Source organism: Corallococcus terminator, assembly GCF_049194865.1.
Classification (GTDB): domain Bacteria; phylum Myxococcota; class Myxococcia; order Myxococcales; family Myxococcaceae; genus Myxococcus; species Myxococcus terminator_A.
Genome location: NZ_JBLZWL010000123.1, coordinates 104,138 through 127,529 on the forward strand (window position 1 = coordinate 104,138; position 23,392 = coordinate 127,529).

Here is a 23,392-nt window from a genome sequence, read left to right on the forward strand (position 1 = left end):
TTGGAGCCGGTTCAGGCGTTCTTTCGTCCGCGAGCGCGCGGGGCCTTCGTCTCGGCCTCGCCGCCGGTGGGGCCTGGCGCGTCCTTCATGGCCAGGACGGCCTGGACGATGTGCTCGGCGTCGATGCCGGCCGCGCTCAGAAGCTCCTCGGGCTTGCCGGAGCCGGGCAGCTCGCGCACTGCCAGGCGCTTCACGCGAGGCAGCGGCCCGGCATCGTCGGAGAAGGCCTCGAGCACCGCGTCCGCGAGCCCGCCCTCGGCCCAGTGGTCCTCGACGACGAGGAGCCGTCCCTGGGTCTCCTTCGCGGCCTGCCGCAGCGTCTTCACGTCCACGGGCTTCACCGAGTACAGGTCGATGACGCGCACGGAGACCCCCGACTCCTGGAGCCGCGCGTGGGCCTCCAGCGCTTCATGCAGGGTGATGCCCGCGGCGACAATCGTCACCACGTCCTGGTCCGAGCGTCGGAGCACCTTGCACCCGCCAAGGGGGAACTTCTCCGTGGCGGAGTAGAGGATGGGCGTCTTCGCGCGCGTGGTGCGCAGGTAGCTGATGCCGGGCAGGTCCACCAGTTGGGCCATCAGCGCCGCTGTCTGATTGGCATCGCTCGGGTACAGCACGGTGCTGCCCGCGACGGCGCGCATCATCGCCAGGTCCTCGAGTCCCATCTGCGAGGGGCCGTCCTCGCCGATGGAGCAGCCCGCGTGGCTGCCGCACACGTGCAGCGTCGCGTTGGAGACGGCCGCCATGCGAATCTGGTCATAAGCGCGCGAGAGGAAGGCCGCGAAGGTGCTGATGAAGACGCGCTTGCCCAGCACCGCCATGCCCACGCCGCTGGACACCATGTTCTGCTCGGCGATGTACATCTCGAAGTAGCGCTGGGGATGGGCCTTCTTCAGCTCCTCCGAGTACGTCGAGTTGGACACCTCCGCGTCCAGCGCGACGAGGTCCGGGTGCGCGTCACCCAGCGCCTTCAGGACGTCGCCGTAGACCTTGCGGGTGGCCACCTTCTCGTCGGTGGGGTAGCGGGGCAGCGCGAGCGGCGTGGACCGCTCCTGGGGCGCGGGGCGGGTGGCCTCCGGCTTCTTCACCTCGATGCGCAGGTCGCGCTCGCCGCCCAGCCCTTGGATGGCCTCGCGCGCCTGGTCCTCGGACAGGGGCTTGCCGTGCCAGCCTTCCTTGTTCGCGATGGCCGGGTAGCCGTGGCCCTTCTCCGTCTTGAAGACGAGGCAGGTCGGCTTGCCCTTCGTCGCGAGGGCCTCCGCCAGCGCGCGGTCGATGGCGCCCAGGTCATGCCCGTCCACCGCCAGCGCGTGCCAGCCGAAGGCGCGGGCGCGGGCGACATAGGCCTCGTCGTTCCAGCCCAGCTCCGTCGGGCCGCTCTGGCCCAGGCGGTTCATGTCGATGAGGGCGCAGAGGGTGTCGAGCTCGTAGTGCGACGCCTTGTCGAACGCCTCCCAGACCGAGCCTTCGGCCGTCTCGCTGTCGCCCATCATCACGTAGGTGCGGAAGGGCCGCTGGTCCAGCCGCGCCATCAGCGCCATGCCCACGCCAATGGCGAGCCCCTGGCCGAGCGAGCCGGTGGCCACGTCCACGAGCGGCAGCACGTGCGGATTGGGGTGTCCCTCTAACCGGCTGCCGAGCTTGCGCAGCGTCAGCAGCTCCGCGTCGTCGATGGCGCCCGCCGCCTTGAACGCCGCATAGAGGACCGGGCAGGCGTGGCCCTTGGAGAGCACGAAGCGGTCGTTGTCGGGAGACTTCGGTTGCTGGAAGTCGAAGCGCAGGTACTTCTGGAACAGCACGGCGACGATGTCCGCCGCGGACATGGAGGAGCTGGGATGTCCCGAACCCGCCGCCGTCGTCGCTCGAATGCTGTCGACTCGAAGCTGCGCCGCGAGCTCTGCCAGTGTGTCTGCCATCGTCTCTCTCCAGGCTGTAGGGGACCTCCGTAGGGTGTTGACGGTGGAGTCCCCGGTGAAGCGGAGGTCCTCTCTTCGGGGAGCAACCCGGCGGGGGAGCCCCGGGACGCGGGCCTGCTCACGGCCTGGAGGACGTGGGCACATTGAGGACCAGGGGAGGGGTGTCCCATGGACAATCCACTGCGTCAGCTCGCGGAGTTCGGCCAGGCCGTCTGGGTGGACAACCTCCAGCGGAGCTACATCACCCAGGGCACGCTCAAGAAGCTCATCGACGAGGACGGGCTGCGGGGCCTCACCTCCAATCCCACCATCTTCCAGAAGGCGGTGTCGGGCAGCGAGGACTACGCGGACCTGTTCGCGGAGGCGCGCGCCAAGGGGCTCTCCGCGGATGAAGTCTACGAGCACCTCGCCGTGCGCGACGTCCAGGGTGCCGCCGACATCCTCCGGCCCGTCTATGACTCGCTGAAGGGGAAGGATGGCTTCGCGTCGCTCGAAGTGTCCCCCCGGCTCGCGAACCAGACGCAGGCCACGCTCGAGGAGGCCCGGCGCCTGTGGAAGACGCTCGCGCGGCCGAACGTGATGATCAAGGTCCCCGGCACGGAGGCCGGGGTGCCCGCCTTCCAGCAGCTCATCACGGAGGGCATCAACATCAACGTGACGCTGCTCTTCAGTCAGGAGCGCTACCGGCAGATCGCCGACGCGTACCTGAGCGGGCTGGAGAAGTTCGCCAAGGCCGGTGGTGACTTGAGCACGGTGGCCAGCGTGGCCTCGTTCTTCGTCAGCCGCATCGACGTGGCGGCGGACAAGGAGATCGAGCAGCGGCTCAAGGCGGGCGCCTCCGCCGAGCAGCGCAAGACGCTGGAGGCCCTGAGCGGCAAGGTGGCCATCGCCAACGCGAAGCTCGCCTATCGCATCTACCAGGAGGTCTTCAGCGGCGCGCGCTGGAAGGCGCTCGCGGCGAAGGGAGCTCGCGTGCAGCGCGTGCTGTGGGCGAGCACCAGCACGAAGAACCCGAAGCTGCGGGACGTGCTCTACGTGGAGGAACTCATCGGGCCCGACACCGTCAACACCATGCCCCCGGCGACCATCGACGCCTTCCGGGAGCACGGCAAGGTGCGCACCAGCCTGGTGGAGGACGTCGCGGGCGCCAAGGAGACGATGCGCCAGCTGGAGGCGAGCGGTGTCTCGATGAAGTCCGTCACCGAGCGACTGGCGGTGGACGGCGTCAAGCTCTTCGAGGACTCGTTCGACGCGCTGCTGGGGGCAGTGGGGGCGCAGCTGAAGAAGAAGTAGGCGCCAGCGCCTCGAAGGCCTTCCGGTGGGATGTGCCCTGGAGATAGTCCCATGCCTCGGCGTCCGTCAGCCGGCCTTCCGTCTGGGCCAGCAGCTCCAGCAGCAGCTTCACCAATGGTCCCTCGTCGCGAGGGGCGGTGTCCTTCGACGTCTTTCTCAGGGCGCGCTGGATGGCGAGGGCCACCTGCGCGGCATGTTCCTCCGAGGCACTGGCCACCCGCGCGAGCGTCGTGGACCAGCGCTTGAGGTTGATGAGCCCCGTGGGGCGCAGCTCGCGCAGCAGCTCTCCGAGCTCCTCGGCGGTGAGCCTCCCCGTGGCGAGCGCGGAGATGGCGGCGTCCACACTCACGCCGTGCTCACCGGGCTCCTTCGTCGCCAGACCCATGCCGAGCACCAGTCGGGCGATGGGGCCCAGTCGCAGCCAGGGGTGAAGCAACTGCTCGTAGGTGACGACGTTGCTCCAGTTGGCCTCGCTCCAGTCGATGTTCATGGCCAGCTCCTCCGCGCGGCTGGCGAAGAAGTCCTCCAAGCCCGAGGGCCAGAGCGTCGCCGCCCAGCGCGGGTAGGGCTTGCCGCCACCTCCTCGCCCCTTGACGAGCATCAGGCCCGGAATGTCCTGAGGCGGGAGCTTCTTGGATGAGCCAGGTTTGGGCGTCGTCGAGAGGAACAGGTCGTGGAACGTGTACTCGCCGGAGCGTCGCGCCTTGACGGCGAACGTGTGCTCCGACGCGGGTGTGTCACCTCGATGCCTCCGCGCCAACGAGACGCTCACGTCCTCCGCGGCAGGTGCGCTCTTGCTCAGCCCCAGGGCCCAGGCGACGAGCTTGAGTGCGCTGCTTCGCGAGCGGATCGGCTGCTTCAGCGGCTCCAGGGCCTTCGGGTCTTGCACGGGGGCGAGCCGACACAGGGCGAGGCACAGGTCCGAGAGCGGGGGCTCATCCGCCTCGGGCGCGCGTGAGAGCAGCCGCGCCACCAGCGCCTCCGGGGCCAGCCATCCGCCCTCGTGGGTGGGCATGGACAGCAGGCCTTCTTCGCGTCCTGTGTCCAGGGCTCGGGCGAGGTCGGAGATGCGCTCGCTCAGCAGCGGCAGGAGCACCTCGTGTCCGGGAGTGAAGACGGGCTCGGGAAGCTCGCTCAGCGTGGAGTGGGCCTCGCCTGGAGTCGCGAGCCATGCGAGCGCGAGGCCCGCGAGGCGAACCGACAGCGATTCTCCGTAGGGCTTCGCGCTCAGCTTCCGGGCGCGCTTCGCCAGGGCGGAGGTCCGCCGCGCGAAGTCGTCGGGGCGCTGTCGTCCCAGTCGCGCCACGCCATCCAGCACGCGCTCGACGTCCATCGGGTTGCCCGCGTCCTCGATGCACGCGGAGAGCGCGGAGATCAGCTCATCGAGGCTCGCGATGGGTGTCACCGCGAAGCGCGCGTCCGTGGGAGGTGCCGGCGCGCGAGGCTCCGCGGAGGGCTCCTTCCCGGTGGGTGCCTTGGGCGGCTTCGTGGCGGTGGGAGGTGTGCTCGCACCGAGCCACGCCTGGACCTGCTTCTTCAGTGAAGCCGCCACGCCCTCCACTCGCTCCTCGACGGCCGCGCGCAGGGTCGCGTCGGGCGTCTTCGCCAGGGACTCCAGCGCCTTCAGCACGGCCTTCTGTACGTCCACGGCCTCGTGCGCGAATCCGGAGGCCAGGGCCACGGTGATTCGTTCGCGAGACGCGCCGGACTCCCGCTCCGCGAGCGCCTTGAGGAGCTTCACCGCCTGCTGCGCGGTCGCCTTGTGTCGAGCCAGCAGCACGGGCTCCAGCGCGGGCAGGACGGAGTCCACGGGCAAGGGCGCGCGAGCTTCCAGCGCGGTGACGACGTCGAGCGCGAGGCTGACCGTCGCGGGGATGGAGCTGCCCAGCAGGCGCAGATAGCGGTCCGCGTGTCGCGCCAGTTCCTCGGGGGTGGGCTCCAGTCGTTCGTGGAAGCGGGAGAACCAGCCCGCGCGAAACGCCGCGAAGTCTCGCTCCAGCGCGCCCAGTGTGGCGTCCAGCAGGCGCCCTCGCTCCAGCGTGCCCTGACGCATGTGTCGCAAGAAGGCGGAGGCCCAGGTCTTGTCCTCCTGGTGGGTGTACTTGTCCTTCGCCGCGAGGCTCAGCTCTCCGTTGCCTTCGAGCTCGAACAGGCGCCACACCTCGTGCTCCAGCAGTTGCGGGTCCGTGTCGAAGGGGTGCGGCTTGAAGCGCGTGTCCACGAAGAGCATGCCCGTGATGTAGTTGTCGTGGGTGGGGCGATGGGACAGCCCCTTGCTCATGAGCATGCGCGCCACCCAGAAGTACGACGGGGCGAGCGCGACGAGCCGCTCGGCCGCGTCGTCGAGCCAGTCCGGTCTCAGCTTCGCGGCCAGGTCGGCGGCCTCCTCGGGAAGGGCACCCAGGAGGATGGGCTTCCAGTCCGAGGGCGGGAGGGTGAAGAAACACAGCATGGCCAGCACGCGGACGCGCTCGCGCCGAAGCGCATGTCCCTTGGGGGAGTCCGGCCAGTCCTCGCCCCGGAGCGCCTTGTCCCGCTTGAGTACCTCGGGGCCAAGCCGCCTTCGCTGCGCCGGAGTCAGTCCCTCCAGCAGTGTGGCGCACGCGGCGGTGCTGGGCTCGGCGAGCAGCGCATCGAGGGGCGAGGTCGTCATGAGGCGTCGGGGTCCTCGGCGCGCTGGGCGTGCAGCTGCGCCGCGAGAAGGTGTTTGCAGGGGCCGCGCTCCAAGGCGTGGCGGGAGAACCAGGGGCAGCCACAGCGCAGCGGCTCGCCGTCCGCGTCGAGCACGGCGTGGTAGGTGACGTCCGCGCCGCGCACCCAAAAGGCGCTCGGAGTGGAAGCGTCTGGCTCCAACGCACCGGCCTCCAGCAGCGCGCGGGCGTCGGAGAGGCGGGGCGCGAGGGCCTCCACCTGCTCCAGGTCGAAGGGCAGCTCCCGGTGGAAGAAGGCGGCCGTCTGCGAGTCGAAGCCCACCAGGCCCCTGACGCCGAGGACCTGGAGGCCGTGCCACACGAGGTCCTCGGGCGCGGACAGCTTGCTCGCCAGCGCGCGGGGCTCCAGCACGGCCTCCCAGCGCAGCTCCGCGCGCAGCGTGGACAGCACCTGCTCCACGGCGGGGCGCTGCGCCAGGGCCGACAGCGTCTGTCCCTCGCCGGAGAAGCCGCGCCACACCTCGCCGGACAGCGCGAGCGTGAAGCGCAGGGCGCCCAGGTCGAGCACGAAGGCGCTGGCCTGGCCCCGAGGGTCCGCGTGCAGGACGAGTCGCTTCGCGAAGGGGACCAGGTCCTCCAGCACGCGCAAGCGCTCCAGTCCGGTGAGGCGCATCGCGCCCGTCGCCGCCGTCGAGCTCAGTCGCACCGAGCGCCCCTGGGGCACCAGGTAGTGGGGAAGCCTGCCGGTGCGTGCCCGAGGAAGGCCGCGCAGGAAGCGCAGGGCCTCCGTGGCGGGCAGCTCCGCGAAGGGCGTGAGGCGGGACAGGTAGGCCTGCACCTCGGCGAAGCCCTTGAGCCAGCGAAGTGGCAGCGGCACCTTGCGCTCCACCACCCGCGCCTCGCCGCGCTGGAGCGCCACTTCCGCGTGGCCCACGGACAGCGAGAGCGGCTCCTCCGCGCGCACGGTGGCCAGCGCCGCGCGCATCGGCGCGTTGAAGTCCACGTTGGTGGTGCCGAACGCCGCGACGTCACCTTCGTAGGCCTCTGGTGTGAGGTCCACGCGCGCATACGTGCTGGCGCAGCTGGAGAACCCCTCGAAGCGGAGCATGCCGCGTCCACACGTCACCACCGGGTCTGCCTCGAGCAGGATGCGGTTCAGCATGGCGGGAGGGACGAAGAAGCGCGTCCCCACCACGCGGGAGAGGGCGCGCAGGGACAGGGCCGTCAGTCGGGGCTGAAGCAGGCGCCCCTCGAAGAAGTACGGCCGGGGCGCGCCGCCCCCGGAGGTCATGAGGCGCAGCGCCTGTCCGCGCTCCACGGCCACGAGCTCCGAGGGGCCGCTGTACTGGTAGGTGTGGCTCAGGGCCGTCACGTCGTCACCTCGTTGGGACGGGAGTGACGCTAGCGTGACGCCACTCCATGTCCAGCGACCTCTGGTTCGCTTGGAGGGTGCGTGGGGTGGAACCGGATGGCATGGTGGTCGCCGACATGACCCGACTCGCCGTGACGTTGCTCGTCTGCTGTGTCCCCTGGGTGGTCTTCGCGCAGGCTCCCGTGAAGGAGCAGTGGGTCGTCAACACGGACCTCTGGGGCAACCCGCTCTATCAGGCCATGACGCTGGAGCGGACCGGCAAGCGGATGGGGGGCGAGCTCGACGGCGACGTGCTGGAGGGCGAGCGGGCGGGGCAGGACGTCCGCTTCACTGTCACGGACTCGAACAAGGTGCTCTCCACCTTCACGGGCAAGGTGAGCGGGGACACGATGAAGGGCACCGCGGACATGCCCGACACCAACAACGCGCAGTCGAGGGTGAAGCACGCCTTCACCGCCCGGCGGATTGCCGAGCGGCCCTCGGGCCCTCCGCGCCGCCACGAGTTCAAGCCCACCACGTGGTCCAACGAGTTCTCCGCGACGCGAGAGCCCGTGCTGACGCTCTGGTCGGGTGACACGCTGAAGACGACCACGCTCGACTCGGGAGGCGTGGATGAGCAGGGCGTCACGCGGGCGCTCTTCGGCAACCCGCAGACGGGGCCGTTCTTCATCGGAGATGCTCGGCCCGGGGACATGCTGGTCATCCACCTGAAGCGTCTGCGATTGAATCGGCGCTCGGCGGACAGCCTCGACAGCATCGTCGGCAGGGCGATGACGCCCGTGCTCGCGGCGAAGGCGACGGGGCTCGGCAAGAACGTGCGCTGGACGCTGGACTGGGAGAAGGGCGTCGCGCGTCCGGAGACGCCGACGGAGCGACTGAAGGACTTCACGGTGCCGCTGCGGCCCATGCTGGGAGGACTGGCGGTGGCGCCGGGCTTCGGGATGCCGGCCATCTCCACGGGAGACACGGGGCGCTTCGGAGGGAACATGGACTTCAACGAGGTGGTGGAGGGCAACACCGTCTATCTGCCTGTCTCCCAGCCGGGGGGCCTGCTCTATGTGGGCGATGCCCATGCCGCGCAGGGTGACGGCGAGACGTCGCAGTACGCGCTGGAGACCTCGATGGAGGTGGAGCTGACGGTGGACGTCGTGCGTGGCAAGGCGCCGTCGATGCCCCGGGTGGAGTCGCCCACGCACCTCATGGTGCTCGGGCAGGCGGGCTCACTGGATGATGCGCTGCGCCTGGCGACCAGTGGCATGACGCAGTGGCTGGAGCAGGACTACGGGCTGACGCTCTCGGAGAGCGCGCAGGTCATGGGGACGAGCGTGCAGTACGTCGTCGCCAACCTCGCGGGACGAAGCGTCGGGCTGGTCGCGAAGCTGGACAAGTCGCGACTGGCGAAGCTCCGCCCCACTGAGAAGTAGCGCGGCGCCATCATCGCAAGCGCGCGAGGAGTGACGCCTTGAGTGCTCAAGGCACCGCGCGCCCGCCTATCGCTGGGAAGCGCTCATAGGCACGGAGGAGCGCATCGAGGTGGGCGGGGTTGTCGAGATCGAGCGGTGCCTCCGTGAGCTGCACGAGCCAGCCTCCTGTCGCCGTGCGCCGAGCTCGTGAGAGCAGCTCGGCGTCGCGAGTGGGGTCTGGAAACCCGATGGCGTGAGCGGCGGCTGGCGACCAGTAGTTGATCCACCCCAGGTAGTACGGAATCACAGGTGAGCCGATTTTCACGGCGAACTTGAGCGCCGGGAGGCCCCGGGGCGGAATCCCCGGCTTGTGCACGGGGTCGATTGTCTGCTGTGAGATCTCCACCCCCGCACGGAAGGGCGTCGCATGTCCCCAGAATGCCTGTGCACCCTCCGCCACGCCCTCAAGCACATTCACGGAGACCCCGAGCACGGTCTCGTCGAGCGGCAATCTGGCATGGACGTCCAGCAGCGGTTGGCCACCCGGCGCCTGGCTCGCGAGGATCTGCAACCCATAGATCGTCACGGGGAAGCGTTCGTCGCCATTGCATACCAGCGGGAATCTCCCCTTCCTCGTCTCTTCCGTGAGCCAGGCGTCGCGCTGAGGCAATGGGAGAGGCTGCCCTTCCTTGGAGAGCTTCCACTCCAGCCGTAAACCGGGAAACGCCCGTTCCATCCCCTGGACGATGGTGAGCGAGCGGCCATCGTTGTCCACCAGCGCGGGTGCATAGACGATGATGCCGAGGGTGTTGCGCCGAGTCATCGCTTGCACCCCGTGACGACGATCGTGAGTTCGCGCGCCTCGACCTTCAGCGCATCCTTGTGCTCTTCGGTGCTCACTCCCACGACGAAACCATACCCACAGGACACCGCGATGGCGTGCTCTTCCCGCAGTTCCACCACTTGATTCTCGACCACCTGCTCCTTGAGGAAGTCACTGTAGGTGTCGAACTGGTCGGTCTTGATCTCCCACAACACGCGCGCGCCGACTTGCAGGGCGTCGAAGTGCTTGGTGTCAACGAACACGTCCATCCCAGGGTAGCGGTTGGGTGGAAACCTGTCGGCGCACTGGTCATGCGCGTCGTCTCCACCGCGATGCTTGACCGGGATGGCCTTGCACCTGGGGTGGCGCTCGCGCTCCAGGGGCTCGGTCGGCACCGAGGGGAACCAGTCCTGCCCTGATGGTTCCAGCTTGGGACTCCGATTCGCGGCGAGGTCACTCGGAGCGGCCTTCGTTTGGGCCACAGGCTCCACCTCTTCCGGACTGCTTCCGCTCAGCTCATACGCCTCCAGTGCTTCCTGGATGACGAGCCCCACCACCACCGCGCCCACGACGACCACCGCGCCCACGACGATTTTGGGAGCAGCCAGGACGCAGAGGCCGAATCCCAGGACGACCGTGCCCGTGGAGGCAACAGCGCACCTGCCCGTCGGGTCGTTGAAACGGATCCGGTCATGGTTGATGGCCGGATAGCACCGCTCCGCCAGCACGGGCCAAGGCTGGGAAGCCTCGCGGACTGCGCACCGTCCTCCGTCCGTCCACGGCAACCCGGCCGCTCGCTGGAGGTTGGCGAACCGTGGGCTTCGGGAGGAGTGTCTTCTCGGGAGCGGTGTCGACGTGGCGCACGCCGCGAGGAAGAGCAGAAGTGCGGCGCAGGTATGGAGTCGCAGGGTTACGTCCTTTCGAGCCCGCGAGCTTATCTCCAGATGCTCCCATCCCACGTCCGCAGGACGTGCAGGGTGGAGCCATTCACCTGCTCATCCCAGGTCAGCACGGGGCGGTCCTCCGCGCTCCAGCTCAGCCGGGGATTGAGCGCCACCGAGTCGGGCGAGTCGACCTCGTTCAGCTCCCCACCCATGGCCAGCCACCGCTGTCCATCCCAGCGCGCCGCGCGCAGCACGACGTTGGGGAGGTGCACGCTGCGGTGCTTGAGCCACGCGACGATGGGATAGCCCCGTGCATCCACGGAGAGGGTGAACGTGTTGACGGCACTCAACGGAGGCCCGCCCAACCGCACGTCCACCGGGCCCACTCCCTCGCCGAGCATGTGGAACACCGTGGTCTGGAGCTCGGGGGCGGCGCGCTTCACATAGACGCGGTAGACGTCCTCCGCGTAGTTCGAGTTCACCTCCACGCTCTCGCCAGTGTCGCCAATCCACGCGACGACGCAGCCGTCGAAGCCCTGGTCCGAGTAGTACGCCTGAAGGACCTGCGGCGTCAGGTAGCTCCTGAGCAGCCGGCAGTAGGGAAGGTTCGAGCCCGCGTCCTGGATGACCTGCAACGTCAGCCCGACGCGAGGCGGCAGCGCGGCGAGCGCCCTGGACGCTGTCTGGAGCGTCGTGCCGTCGCCCTGCTCCTGGCCGTCGCCGCCACCGCCCGAGGTACAGCCCGCGAACAAACCCGCACACAGCACCATCGTCATACAGCCCCGGTACAGACTCCCTGGCATGAAAGCCCTGTCGCTCATCTGGCCACTCCCGTGGGTATTGGGTGGCTCAAAAGCTAGACATGGCCTGTGCGCGCATCAGGCAGGGCCGGCCGTGGATGTTCAACGGCCGACCCTGGATGGAACTGCTCACCCGCGAGCCTCGTCAGGGAAAGAAGGGCGAGCGGTCACACGAGAGGCTTCCTCCCGCGCGGTACAACATGTCCTGGTAGACGATGGTGTTGTTGATGGGGAAGGCGCTCGTCACGGACGCCACCGTGGCGCCGCCGCGCACCAGCCGGAAGGTCGGCGTGCCCTGCTGGAGCGGAACTCGGAACGACTGGATTCCCGCCGCCACGTTCGTGCGCTGCACGCTGCCCGCCAGCTCGATTTCCAGCGTCGCGGGCGCCGTCAGGAACGCGAGCAGCTCGATTTCGTTCGCCGCGGGTGCGCCATTCACCAGCCGGTAGACGGCGCTCTGCTTCGTCAGGTCCGGCGCCGCGCTCGTCGAGTGCTGCCGATGGAAGTAATACAACCCGTCCCGGACGATGGGCGGCTGCACGCCTGTCTTGAACCACGCGGTGTAATACGCCGTCAGGTCGAAGGCGGCCCACTGCGTGCCAGAGGACGGGGAGAACTCCGTCGCCTCCGAATAGTCATTCCAGGTGATGAGCTGCACCCAGTCCGCGCCGCCCTGGATGGCCGCGCTCCACAGGGCCCGGAGCGCCTGCGAGTTGTTCGCCTCCGTGTAGACGAGGTCCTTGGGCCGAGAGTCCTGCATGGCCACCGGCGCCATCCACTGGAGCCCCATGCCGTGCGCCGTGCCGGGGTTGGCCTGCTGTCCCGCCGCCCCGGAGAGCGTCCGACTGCCCCAGGTGGACGTGCCGTGCAGCGGCACCACCGCCTTGAGCGCGTTGGTCTGCGCCACCCACGGGTTGACGTACACGGGCCACAGCGCCGAGGAGATTCCGCGCGCCTGGAGGGCCTGGACGACGGAGGCCCACCACTGCGGCGTGCGCTTGTCGGCGTAGTACGGCGCGAGCAGCAGGCGCCCATCGTCCAGGTGATACACCGCCGGGTGCGAGGCCACCGAGGCGATGGAGTTCACGAACGCCGTCAGCGCCTCCGCGTCGGTGCCGGAGTAGGTGGACGTCAGGTCCGGCATGAGGACGATGCGGAACCCGCTGTCCACGTTGCTCGCGGCCTGCAGCAGCTTCAGCAGCCGGTTCCAGTGCGTGCCGGTGTGGTTGAGGATGTCGTAGGTGAAGCCGTCCAGGCCCAGCGCCGAGGCGCGGCGCACCTCCAGCTCGAAGTTCGCCAGCTCGTAGTCCACGCCAGCCGCGCGAGGCGCCTGGGGCAGGGGCCGCTGCTTGAGCAGACCGCCGCAGTACGCGAACTTGGAGTTCTCCCCGGTGGGCACCAGGTAGTGCCGCGCGTAGTAGTCGACCGACGGCTCCCGGTTGTCGAGGGAGAGCGGGTAGGGCGAGAAGTAGTGTGCGAAGACCTTCTTCGGTGACGCGCGCAGCGTGCTCAGGGCCGGCAGGTTCAGCGGCCAGCACGGCGTCGCGGGCGCGGCGGCGACGTCCGCGGTCAGCTCCAAATCGAAGCTCAGGTCCGACGAGTTGAGCGTGGACTGGTGCACCTCCACCGCGAGCACGTTGGTGCCCGAGGTGAGCAGGGTGGTGGGCACCGAGGCGCTGTGCCAGGTCAGCTCGGCGCTGTCGGCGATGACCGTGCTCGCCAGCGTCGACGCCGTCACCGTTCCCGAGGGCAGGTTGCTGCGAAGGACCTCCTGCCCGTTCAGGTAGACGATGGCGCCGTCGTCACGCAGCAGCCGCAGCACCACGTTGCTCACCCGAGAGGCTTCCGCGACGGTGAACGTCCTGCGCAGCCAGGTCGTCACGTAGCGTGACGACGTGCTGGGACCGTAGGAGACGACCGTGGCCTCGTCGCCGTCGCCGTAGCCGAGCTGCGCGGGGCCCTGCTTCCACGCCGTGTCCGCGTAGCCCACCGCCGTCCAGCCCGCGCCCGGGTCCACGCCGGTGTCGCGATATCTCCACACACTGCCCGGCGCGACGAGCGTGCTGACCTGGAGGCCCGCCTCCGTGGTCGTCGAAGGGGGTGGGGCCTCCTCGGGCCGCGGGGCGGGGCCGCAGGCTCCAAGGAGGGGCATGAACAAGGCAAGCCAGACTGCTCGACGAGGGGGTGTTGAGAGCATGTTGGTGTTGTCTTCCAGGGGGTGTGTAAAAACCGGAAGACTTCCAACTCACTGATAACAAGAGAGCCTCTGGCTTGTCCCCAGAATGTCCAGAGGCCGCCCGCTAGGGCATCGAGTCCTTGTCCATGAGGTTGTAGACCTCCTGCACGTCGCGCAGCAGCTGGGGGAAATCCAGCTCCAAGTCACGGAGCAGGCCGGTGCGCATGTCGAACACCCAGCCGTGCACGGTGGGGAAGCCTCTCTCCAGATACGTGCGCTGCACGGCGGCCGTCTTGACGATGCTGATGCACTGCTCGACGACGTTCAGCTCCACCAGTCGGGCGTAGCGGGCCTCGGGGTCCGTGAGCGCGTCCAGCTCCGCCTTGTGGAGCCGGTAGACGTCCCGCACGTTGCGCAGCCACGGGTTGAGGATGCCCAAATCCCTGGGCTGCATGGCGGCCTTCACGCCCTGACAGCCGTAGTGGCCGCAGACGATGATGCGCTTCACCGACAAGTGGCGGACCGCGTAGTTGATGACCGACATCACGTTCAGGTCGACGTTGTTGACCAGGTTCGCGACGTTGCGGTGGACGAAGACGTCCCCGGGCTCCACGCCCATGATTTCGTTGGCGGGCACCCGGCTGTCGGAGCAGCCGATGTAGAGGTACTCGGGGTTGTGTTCCGAGGACAGCCGCTCGAAGTACTGGGGGTCGTCCTTCGTCTTGGCGGCGGACCAGCGACGGTTGTTCTCGAAAATCTGTTCGTAGGAGGGCACGGACCGGTGGCATGCCCGGCCCGGCGCCCCCGCGTCAACGGGGGAATGCCGGTTCAGGTGCGCGGAGGACACGCTTCAGCGGGCGAGCTGGATGGGCCTGGCGGCCAACAGCCGCAGTTGCCGCATGTCGACGAGGATGTCGTACGCGCGAGCCTCCGGCAGGACGGGGCCCGCCGCGAAGCGATAGAGGGCCTGTGGGGAGCGCTCGTGGGGGAAGCGCTCCCGGACGACGGTGGCGAGCAGCTCCTTGGCCACCCACTCGGTGTCGACGGACACGGAGCCGAACTCGTCCAGGTAGCGCTGGGACGCGGACGAGTCGCCCTGCCGCGCGGTGAGGACGAAGACGCGCGGCTTGCTCCCGGGGACGATGGCGGCGGCCCCCTGTCGCATCAGCTCCAGCTCCCGGCCCTGGGGCTGCGCGAACAGCTCCACCGATTGCTGGTGCGCGAGCAGGGCGCTCACCGCGACGAAGCCGCCCAGCACCGCCACGGCCACGCGAGGCCCTCGCGTGGGCCACGACTCCCCCAGCTTCAGCACGGCGGCGAAGAAGAACACGCTCCACACGCCGGTGAGGGCATAGAGCGTGCGGTATGTGGGCCACCGCTCGCTGGCGAGCAGGCTGGCGCAGTACGCGACGCCCGACAGGCCCACCAGCGCCATCACCCACGTCCCCACGCCCACGCGTCCCGTGCGCCGTCCCTCGACGACGAGCCCCAGCGCGAGCACCGTCAGCGTCACACCCACCATGGGCCAGTAGCCCCACGAGGGCGCGGCGTCCGTGTCGTTGAGCGCGGTCAGCGCCAGCGCATTGGGCAGCACCTGGGTGACGAACCAGCCCGCCTTGTCCAGGAAGTGCCGCTCCAGCACCATGCGCGGCGACGGCGTGAAGACCCCCAAGAAGAACGTCAGCCGGGTGACGCCATACGCGAGCCCCAGTCCGCCGCCCACGACGAGCAGGTGGCTCGCGAGCCAGCGCGCGGACGCGCGGAGGTCGTCGAACCGCCGCGTCACCAGCGCCGCCGCGAGCAGCACCGCGTAGAACGGACCGCTCGCCTGATAGATGAGCGTCGACGCGGCCAGGGCCACCACCGCGCCCACGCACCAGGGCCAGCGCCGCGTCCCGCGCTCCGGGGGCCGCAGCCCCTTTCGCGCCAGGGCGAACGCTCCCACGCTCAAGAGCAGCGCCACCGCCTGGGGCCAGCAGATGCTCCAACTGGCGACCACCTGCGCGGAGGGAATCACGGTGAGGAAGGCGGCGAGCAGGGCCGCGGAAGCTCTCCGCCACCCCTCGGCCCGGAACAGGAAGTAGAGCGCGAGCGACAGCAGGGCCAGGCCCAGCACGCCCAGGGCCCTCAGGCCGCCCAGGCCCGCCACGCCGTCCGTCTCGCGCGTGGAGCGCTCCAGGAGCCAGCCATACAGAGGACGGCCCATGGCGCCGCACACCCGCAGAATCTTCCCGGGCTCCTCGCGGGCCTCCCGCTGAATCGCGTAGTCGTCGCGCAGGCCATAGCTCAGCGAGATGGCGCTGCCATAGACGACCCAGGGAAGCAGGAAGAGCAGGGCGGCCGTACCCAGTGCTCGGAAGGCACCTGTCGTGATGCGTGTCTGCAGGGGGAACCTCTGAAGGCTCACGAGCCTAGCAGAGTCGTATGACGCGTCTCGGTATGCGTGAAGTCTCACGGAAAAGTGAAACGCTCCACAACGACTTCACCGCCCGGCCGCCCAGGCCCATGCGGCGTGTCCATCCGGACGAATCAGCAGCCCGCCGAGGCCGTGGAGCGGTGTGGCGTCGTCGGAATTGTCGAGCTCCAGCACTTCCATCCGGGGTGTCCAGCCCGGCGCGGGCTCCCACCGGGTGGGTGCATGGGGGCCTCCCTTCGCGTGCAGCCACAGCCAATGTCCCGGGTGCAGGGCGGAGTAGAGCGGGCGCGTGCTTCCGTCGGAGAGCCGCAGGTCCCAGTTGGGAAGCCTCCGGCCCGACCAACCCGGCAGCGGGGGCAGGGCCTGGAGGGGCGAAGGCACGGGCGCGTCCGGGTAGGCGACGTCGAGTCCGCCGAGGTGCTCGGCGAGCGGGCGATTCACGGTGGGGTTGCGCAGCAGGCCGTTCATCAGCTCGCGCAGCGCGAGCGTCTCTGGCGTGAAGCCCATGAGCGCGGACTGGGCCTCCGTGTTGCGCAGCAGCGCGTGGCCCACGCGGTGGCGCTCGTGGTGGTAGGTGTCCAGCAGCGTGTCCGGCGCGCCCTCGCGCAGCACGGCGGCCAGCTTCCAGCCCAGGTTCAGCGCGTCCTGGAGTCCCACGTTGAGGCCCTGGCCGCCGGCCGGGTAGTGCATGTGCGCGGCGTCACCGGCGAGCAGCACGCGCCCCTGCCGGTAGGTTTCCGCCAGCCGCGTCTCGTTGCCGAAGCGCGACATCCACCGGGGCTCGCGCATCCCGAAGTCGGAGCCCGCCACGTGGGCGAGGCTCGCGCGCAGCTCGTCCAGGGTGAGCGGCTCCTTCAGCGGCGTGTGCTCGCGTCGGGCGTCGGTGACGACGGCCCGGTGCAGACCCTCCCCGATGGGGGCGATGAGGGCGTTGCCCCGTGCGTTGGTGATGACGAGGAAGGGGGTCGCCGGTGGAAGCTCCAACACGGCGTCTCCCAGCATCGACGTCCGCGTGGTGTCCGTGCCGGGAAAGCCGATGCCGGCGAGCCCACGGACCGCGCTGCGCGCTCCATCCGCGCCCACCACGTACCGCGCTCGGCACTGGAAGGGGCCACCCTCCGCGCTCCCCGTGAGCTCCACGCCCTCCGCGTCCTGGCGCAGGGCCTCCACCGCGTGGCCGCGCCGGAGGTCGACGCCCAGCTCCCGCGCCCGCTCCTCCAGCAGCGCCTCCGTGATGACCTGCGGGAGGAACAGCGTGAAGCGGAAGGACGTGTCCAGGACGGAGAAGTCCAGCCGGGTGTCCAGCAGCCCGAAGTGCCCGGCGGGCAGCGGCCTCCCCCGGCTCAAGAAGCGCGCCTCCAGCCCGCGCAGCGCGAGGACCTCCAGGGAGCGCGGATGCATCGTCAGGGCGCGAGACTCCCGCACGGGCGCGCTCCGACGCTCCAGGAGCCGCACCCGCACGCCCCTCAGGGCCAGCTCACACGCGAGCATCAACCCGGTGGGGCCTCCACCGACCACGGCCACTTCGACGACTTCCTTCATGGGACGCTCCGGACAGGCAATCTAACGTTGTTAGATTTCAACTAACGGCGTTAGATTCCGGCGTCAAGTCAAGTCAAGGCGAGGTCCCCGGGCGCATGCGTATCCAGCGAGAGCAGGTGGTGCGGGCGGCGTGGACGTTGGTGGATGAGGTGGGCGCGGAGGGGCTGACGATGCGCTTGTTGGCGCAGGCGCTCGCCGTCCAGGCGCCGTCGCTCTACTGGCACTTCCCGAGCAAGCAGGTGTTGTTGGAGACGATGGCGGACGCGCTCCTGGAGGACGTGGCGCGCACGCGTCCACCGGGGGACGGCTGGGAGCCGGTGGTGAAGGGCGTGGCGGAGGAGCTGCGGCGCGCGTTCCTGCGCCACCGGGACGGAGCTCGGGTGTTCGCCGGGACGTTCGTGGTGTCGGAGAACACGTTCCGGGTGAGCGAGCTGCTCATGGAGGCGCTGGGGCTGCTGGGCCTGCCGCCGAAGGAGGCGGGCTGGGCCACCTTCGCGTTGCTCGACTACGTGCTCGGGTTCACCATCGAGGAGCAGGCCTTCGGGGCTCAGCAGGGCGAGGGGCCTCCGGCGGCCGAGCGGATGCGGACGCTCGCCATGTCGCGCTTTCCCCACGTGGCCCGGGCGGTGGACGCGCTGGTCGACTCCGACTTCGACGCGCGCTTTGTTTTCGGGCTGGAGGTGTTCCTCGCGGGACTGAAGAGCCGGCGCGCGCCGAAGGCACGGTGAGTCCAAGCCAGGTTTCCGCAAGGCATTGGACAGCGACCCTGGACCGCGGAGCACCTGGGTGCGCGTGTCTCGAAACGGGAGGGATTGGCAGGTGACGTCAGGTGATGGGCCGCGTCTGCTCGTGCACGCCTGAAAGTCAGACTATTGGAAGCAGTCCTTGACGTCGCCCCGTCACGCACACACCTCCATCAGAGTGGAAGTGCTCGCGTGAAATTCGAGTCCCGGCTGCCTGCTCACAATGTGACCATCGAGGGCTGGGTGGTGGAGTGGCTCGCCCTGCACTGGCAGATGCCCGCGGCCTCCATCGACACCCGACGTCCCCTCGTCGAGCAGGGGCTGGACTCCATGGGCGCCATCTCCCTGGCCCATGACCTGGAGCAATGGCTGGGCTTGCCGCTCACCCTGTCCTTCCTCTGGGAGCAGCGCACCATCGAAGCCCTGGCGCGCGCGCTGGCCTCCCCCGAGGCCCTGTTCGCCCTGTCTTCTCCGAACGAGTCCGGCGAGGCGCTCGTGTCCTCCTCCGGAGCGTCGCCGCCCGCCTCCTCGGGCCAGCAGCGGCTCTGGCGTCTCGACACCCTCCAACCGGGCAGTGCTCGCTTCCACGTCCATTTTGGTCTGCGATTCGACGGTCCCCTGGATGTCGAATCGCTGAGACTCAGCCTCCAAGAAATCGTGCGACGCCACGAGTCGTTCCGGACGACGTTCCGCGAGCAGGACGGCCTGCTGACGCAAAGGGTTGCATCGCCGCTCCGGTGGGAGCTGCCTGTCGTGGACCTGCGCGCGGAGCTGGAGGGTGACGCGGAGCAGGCGCTGTGCTCCGCGTCCTTCCGGACACTCTTCGAGGCGCAGGGCCGCACGCCGTTCGACCTCCAGAAGGGGCCGCTGATTCGCACGGCCCTGGTGGTGCTGGCGGACCAGACGCATGTGCTGTTGGTGACGCAGCACCGGCTCATCACGGATGGGGCGTCGCTCGGGGTGTTCAGTCGGGAGCTGGCGTCCCTGTATCGCGTCTTCCAGGCGGGGGTGCCGTCGCCGCTGGCCTCGCCTTTACGTCAGTGGGTGGACGTGGCGCGCTGGCAGCGGACGTGGCTGGACAGCGAGGCGGCGGCGCGACAGCGCGAGTACTGGAGCGCGCGGCTGGAGGGGGTGCCGGCCCTGACGCTGACGTCGAGAAGGCCCGGGGTGGAGGACCCGCGGCCGGGGGGCCTGGTCTGCTTCGAGGTGCCCGTGGCCCTGACGTCGGCGTGGAAGGCGCTGGCGAGCGGGGAGGGCGCCACGTTGTTCACCGCACTCTCGGCCGCCTTCGCCGCGCTGCTGCGTCGGCATGCGGGGCAGGAGGACCTGTTGCTGGGCACGGTGGTGGCCAACCGGGGGCGGCGCGAGCTGCGCGACGTGGTGGGCTGTCTGGCCAACACCGTGGCGCTGCGATGTGACCTGACGGGCAACCCCTCGTTCCGGGAGCTGCTGGCGCGCCACCGCGTCCGCACCACGGAGGACTTGAGTCATCAGGAGCTGCCGTTCGACGAGGTGGTGCGACAGGTCCGCGATGCGCGGGGAGCGCCTCCGACGGTGCAGGTGGCGTGCGTGTTCGAGAACGCGGCCGCCTTCGAGCTGGCCATCCCCGGCTTGTGCTGCACGCTGCTGGCGGACACGCCGGATGCGTCGGTGCCTGGGACGGCCCGCCACGAGCTGACGCTGCTCTTGCGCGAGGACCTGGGGAGCCTGCGCGGCGCCTTCGAGTACGCGGCGGACGTGTTCCAGCCCGCCGAAGTCGAGCGGCTCGCGGCGAGCTTCCGCCGACTGCTGGGGCGCGTGGTGGAGACGCCCGATGCGCGGCTGGACGAGCTGACGCCTCCGGAGCTCGCCGCGACGTCGGGCTGACTCAGGCGCTGGTGTCCGAAGGTGGTGTCCCCGCGGACTGGACCTCGGGCACGGCCTCTTCCAGGGCCAGCCGGGCCTCGTCGAAGTCCCGGAGGGCCGAGTCCACGAGCGCTCCCAGCCGCTCGGTGGGCTCCTGCTGTGAGCGTGTCTCCAGCTCCTCGCAGGTCTTGGAGAGACGGGCCGCGCCGAACAGGGCCGCGCTCGAGCGCAGGCTGTGCGCGTGTCGCGTCAGCGCCTCCGCGTCCTGCTCCTCCAGGGCGAGGCGGAACGACGCCAGGTGCTTGTCGGCGTTGCGCAGGAAGTCGCGCACCAGGGTGGTCAGCTCGCTCCGGTCGGAGCCGGTGAGCAGCTCCAACCGCTGGAAGGCCGCCGTGTCGAAGGCGACGGCTGGGGGCGCTGGAGGGGGTTGGAAGCGAGGTGCCTCCGCCGCGTTCTCCAGCGCGGCAACGAGCAGCCCCACTTCCACGGGCTTGGTCACGAAGTCGTTCATCCCCGCCTGGAGACACAGCTCCTGGTCGCCCTGGATGACACTCGCCGTCATCGCGATGATGCGAGGGTTTCCATAGCGCCGTGCATCCGCGCGGATGCGCCGCGTGGCCTCCAGGCCATCCATCTGGGGCATGTGGACGTCCATGAAGACGACGTCATAGGACTGGCGCTCCAGCGCGCCCAGGGACTCCTCGCCATTGCCCGCGACGTCTGCGTCGTAGCCCAGCTTCTTGAACAGGCGCAGGCCGACCTTCTGGTTGATGGGGTTGTCCTCCACCAGGAGGATTCGCAGCGGCAGGCGCTGGCCCAGGGTGACGTCCAGCTCGGCCACGGGCCGGGTGGGCACCACCTGACCTTTCCGGAGGATGACCTCGAGCGTGAAGGTGGAGCCGACCCCCACGGTGCTCTGGACGCGGATGGTGCCGCCCATCATCTCCGCCAGCCGCAGGCTGATGGCGAGCCCCAGGCCCGTGCCGCCGTAGTGGCGGCTCGTCGACGCGTCCACCTGGCTGAAGGAGCGGAAGAGGCGGTTCATCCGCTCGGCGGGGATGCCGATGCCCGTGTCCTGGATGGTGATGCGCAAGGGCCAGCTCCGGGCCTCGGCGTCGGGGCCCGCGTCACCGCGCGAGACGTGGACGGAGACGCCGCCCTCGTGGGTGAACTTGAGCGCGTTGCCCACCAGGTTGACGATGACCTGGCGCAGCCGCGTCTTGTCGCCGAGCAGCGCGTCGTGCACGTCCGCATCCACCGAGTGGCGCAGGGTGAGCCCCCGGGTGGCCGCCTGCGGGCCCAGGAGCCCCAGGCACTCCTTGAGGTTCTGGCGCAGCGAGAAGGACTGGCTGTCCAGCTCGAAGGCGCCGGCTTCAATCTTGGAGAAGTCGAGCAGGTCATTGATGAGGTGCAAGAGCGCGTCGCCGCTGGTGTGGATGACGTCGACGCACTCCTGCTGCTCCTCGGTGAGCGACGTCTCGCGCAGGAGCTGGGCCATGCCGAGCACGCCATTCATGGGCGTGCGAATCTCGTGGCTCATGTTGGCCAGGAAGCTGGACTTGGCGGCGTTGGCGGCGTCGGCCTCCGCGCGCGCGGCGTCCAGGGCCACGTTCTTCTCGCCCATGGCGGAGAGCGCGTCCTGGGCCTCGGTGACGTCCAGGAAGGCCCACAGCCGGCCGCGCGCGGAGCCCCGGCGCGCGGGCACGCAGGAGACGGACAGCGTCTGGTGCGGAGCCTCGAAGCGCCAGAGCATGTTGCGCAGCTCGGGCTGGCTGCCGTCGAACATGCGCGCCATCCGCTCCTCGATTTGCGAGCGGTTCGTCGCGCGCTCACGCAGCGTGGCCATGGCGCGGGACATGAGGTGGGCGGGCACCTGTCCGTCCGGAAGCCCCAGCAGCGTGGCGCCCGGCTTGTTCACCCACGTCTCCACGCGGTTCTGTTCCAGGAAGACGAGGCCGCAGGGCACCGCGTCGGTGATGGCGTCCACGCGCGCGCGCAGCGTCTCCGTCGCACCTTCCAAATCACACTCGCGCGCGGCGGTGAGCAGCAGGCCGGCCAGGGCTCGCAGCGCGGCGTGCTCGGCGTGCGTGAAGGGTGAGGTGCCGTGGCGCAGGAGGAGCAGGGCGCCCTTGCGGTCATCGACGGAGTGCCACGGCAGCACCGCCATCGCCCCGCGCAGCGGCTCCGGGAGCCCGGTGGCCTGAGGGCCCGGCTCGAAGAAGCACCACTGTGTCTCGCTCAGCACGCCCCGAAAGAGGACCTCACCCAGGTGGGCCAGCCGGGGGCGCGCGGCGGGAGTACCCGCAAGCTCGAACACCGTGACAGCGTCGATGCGGCGCAGGCTGACGGCCACGTCCGCGCGACAGGCCTGACGCACCACCTCCAGCACCCGCGCGAGCTGTCCGCCGTCCCGGACGGACAGGGCCTGCACCGCGGCGACCATCAGCTCCGTCACCGAAGAATCCACGGAGGACGGTACGGAAGTCCCCGGTGGGTCGGACGCATCCTTCTGCGACAGGCTCACGAAGCGGCGAGTGCCTGGGCGATGAGCGCGTTGACCTCGTTCGGCGCGGTGAGGTGCGGCAGGTGGCCCTGGTTGGGGACGTAGTGAATCTGTCCCTTGGGGAGGCTCTTCGCCAGGTACTCGCCCACGTGGTTGGGGACGGCGAAGTCGTGGAGCGGCTGGACGACCCAGGACGGGACGCTCAGCCGGGTGACCTGCTCGCGGAAGTCGGACTCGAAGATGATGCGAATCACGCCGATGGCGATGTCGGGACGCAGGGCGATGAGGGATTCGGAGAAGTCCTTGACCACCTCGGGCGTGGCGGAGGGCCCCACCGCGGCCTGCGCGAAACCGCTGGCCCAGGCGTCGAAGTGCTTCTCGATGGTCTCGTAGAGCGCGTCGATGCCCGGCCGGTCGAAGCCGCCCAGGTAGTCGGGGGCATTGAGGTAGCGCGGGGACGCGCTGATGAAGACCATGCCGCGGAAGAGCTCTGGACGCAGCAGCCCCGCGAGCAGGCCAATCATCCCGCTCATGGAGTGGCCCACGTAGAACACGTTGCGCGCCTGGACGGCCTCCAGCACTTCAATCAGGTCCAGCGCGTAGCTCTCCAGGCCCGCATAACGATGCGGACTGTAGGCCTCCAGGTCGGAGCCCTGCGCGCCGACATGGTCGAACAGGACGATGCGGTGCGTGTCTTCGAACGCCCGCACCTGATTGCGCCAGGCTGTCTGGTTGGTGCCGAAGCCGTGGGCGAACACGAGCACGTCATCGCCCCGGCCGACGACCTGCACATTGTTTCGAGAGAGGACCGTCTTGGACATGGCCAGGCCAGTGTAACCCAGGCATCCCGCCCACGCGGACCGTGCCCGCATGCCCTCCGGTCGACCACTCAACGAAAGCGTCGCGCGGACCCACCCTGTGTCGTGGGAACCCCCGAGTGGCTCCAGGTCAGGAAACGTGGGGCGACTCCGCTAGGGCCAAGCTCGGACGGGCCATGCCGGACATTGGCCGCGTCGGCCCCGGCA

At 69.5% G+C, this 23,392-nt stretch carries 16 protein-coding genes; 4 read left to right on the forward strand and 12 right to left on the reverse strand.

The features are described from left to right. Positions 1 to 11: 11 nt before the first annotated feature. The gene (locus ACN469_RS36560) at positions 12 to 1,916 is read right to left on the reverse strand and encodes a transketolase (protein ID WP_498775829.1); all 1,905 of its coding nucleotides are present in this window, start codon (positions 1,914 to 1,916) and stop codon (positions 12 to 14) included. A gap of 168 nt (positions 1,917 to 2,084) precedes the next feature. Here ACN469_RS36560 and tal point away from each other — a divergent pair, with 168 nt between their 5' ends. Continuing rightward, the gene (gene tal / locus ACN469_RS36565) at positions 2,085 to 3,209 is read left to right on the forward strand and encodes a transaldolase (RefSeq protein WP_498775831.1); all 1,125 of its coding nucleotides are present in this window, start codon (positions 2,085 to 2,087) and stop codon (positions 3,207 to 3,209) included. Here the strand turns inward: tal and ACN469_RS36570 are convergent. Continuing rightward, complete coding sequence (locus ACN469_RS36570; RefSeq protein WP_498775833.1) at positions 3,142 to 5,862, reverse strand: DUF6493 family protein; 2,721 nt, start codon at positions 5,860 to 5,862, stop codon at positions 3,142 to 3,144. The two genes, tal and ACN469_RS36570, sit on opposite strands and share 68 nt — an antisense overlap. Further along, complete coding sequence (locus ACN469_RS36575) at positions 5,859 to 7,232, reverse strand: SWIM zinc finger family protein (protein ID WP_498775835.1); 1,374 nt, start codon at positions 7,230 to 7,232, stop codon at positions 5,859 to 5,861. Before ACN469_RS36575 ends, ACN469_RS36570 begins: the two co-directional genes overlap by 4 nt. 116 nt (positions 7,233 to 7,348) lie before the next feature. Between ACN469_RS36575 and ACN469_RS36580 the strand changes: the two genes are divergently transcribed. Continuing rightward, positions 7,349 to 8,656, forward strand: a complete 1,308-nt coding sequence (locus ACN469_RS36580; RefSeq protein ID WP_498775837.1) for an acetamidase/formamidase family protein — start codon at positions 7,349 to 7,351, stop codon at positions 8,654 to 8,656. Between the two features lie 46 nt (positions 8,657 to 8,702). Here ACN469_RS36580 and ACN469_RS36585 read toward each other — a convergent pair whose 3' ends face one another. The 7 genes from ACN469_RS36585 to ACN469_RS36615 form a co-directional block, all read right to left on the reverse strand. Next, entirely contained in the window at positions 8,703 to 9,458 is a 756-nt protein-coding gene (locus tag ACN469_RS36585; RefSeq protein WP_498775839.1) for a DUF5953 family protein, read from the reverse strand. Beyond that, entirely contained in the window at positions 9,455 to 10,186 is a 732-nt protein-coding gene (locus ACN469_RS36590) for a DUF6310 domain-containing protein (RefSeq protein ID WP_498775840.1), read from the reverse strand. The genes ACN469_RS36585 and ACN469_RS36590 overlap by 4 nt, the downstream gene beginning before the upstream one ends. Before the next feature lie 206 nt (positions 10,187 to 10,392). Further along, positions 10,393 to 11,163 carry a hypothetical protein gene (locus ACN469_RS36595; protein WP_498775842.1) on the reverse strand — a complete coding sequence of 257 codons (771 nt, stop codon included), beginning with the start codon at positions 11,161 to 11,163 and terminating at the stop codon, positions 10,393 to 10,395. 124 nt (positions 11,164 to 11,287) lie between these two features. Then, on the reverse strand, positions 11,288 to 13,294 hold the full coding sequence (locus ACN469_RS36600; RefSeq protein WP_498775844.1) for a glycoside hydrolase family 71 protein: 2,007 nt from the start codon (positions 13,292 to 13,294) through the stop codon (positions 11,288 to 11,290). Between the two features lie 148 nt (positions 13,295 to 13,442). Beyond that, positions 13,443 to 14,093 (reverse strand): carbonic anhydrase, encoded by a 651-nt coding sequence (locus ACN469_RS36605; protein ID WP_498775846.1) that lies wholly within the window; start codon positions 14,091 to 14,093, stop codon positions 13,443 to 13,445. Positions 14,094 to 14,168: 75 nt separating this feature from the next. Continuing rightward, positions 14,169 to 15,725, reverse strand: a complete 1,557-nt coding sequence (locus tag ACN469_RS36610) for a hypothetical protein (protein ID WP_498775848.1) — start codon at positions 15,723 to 15,725, stop codon at positions 14,169 to 14,171. A gap of 75 nt (positions 15,726 to 15,800) precedes the next feature. After that, entirely contained in the window at positions 15,801 to 17,276 is a 1,476-nt protein-coding gene (locus ACN469_RS36615) for an FAD-dependent monooxygenase (protein ID WP_498775850.1), read from the reverse strand. A gap of 95 nt (positions 17,277 to 17,371) precedes the next feature. Here ACN469_RS36615 and ACN469_RS36620 point away from each other — a divergent pair, with 95 nt between their 5' ends. Both ACN469_RS36620 and ACN469_RS36625 read left to right on the forward strand, forming a co-directional pair. Continuing rightward, complete coding sequence (locus tag ACN469_RS36620; protein ID WP_498775852.1) at positions 17,372 to 18,004, forward strand: TetR/AcrR family transcriptional regulator C-terminal domain-containing protein; 633 nt, start codon at positions 17,372 to 17,374, stop codon at positions 18,002 to 18,004. A 207-nt stretch (positions 18,005 to 18,211) separates the two neighbouring features. Further along, complete coding sequence (locus ACN469_RS36625) at positions 18,212 to 19,885, forward strand: condensation domain-containing protein (RefSeq protein WP_498775854.1); 1,674 nt, start codon at positions 18,212 to 18,214, stop codon at positions 19,883 to 19,885. Between the two features lies 1 nt (position 19,886). Here the strand turns inward: ACN469_RS36625 and ACN469_RS36630 are convergent, their stop codons facing one another. Further along, positions 19,887 to 22,319: an ATP-binding protein gene (locus tag ACN469_RS36630; protein WP_498775856.1), complete on the reverse strand. Its 2,433-nt coding sequence runs from the start codon at positions 22,317 to 22,319 to the stop codon at positions 19,887 to 19,889. Positions 22,320 to 22,384: 65 nt separating this feature from the next. Continuing rightward, positions 22,385 to 23,188 carry an alpha/beta fold hydrolase gene (locus ACN469_RS36635; RefSeq protein ID WP_498775858.1) on the reverse strand — a complete coding sequence of 268 codons (804 nt, stop codon included), beginning with the start codon at positions 23,186 to 23,188 and terminating at the stop codon, positions 22,385 to 22,387. Between the last annotated feature and the right edge of the window lie 204 nt (positions 23,189 to 23,392).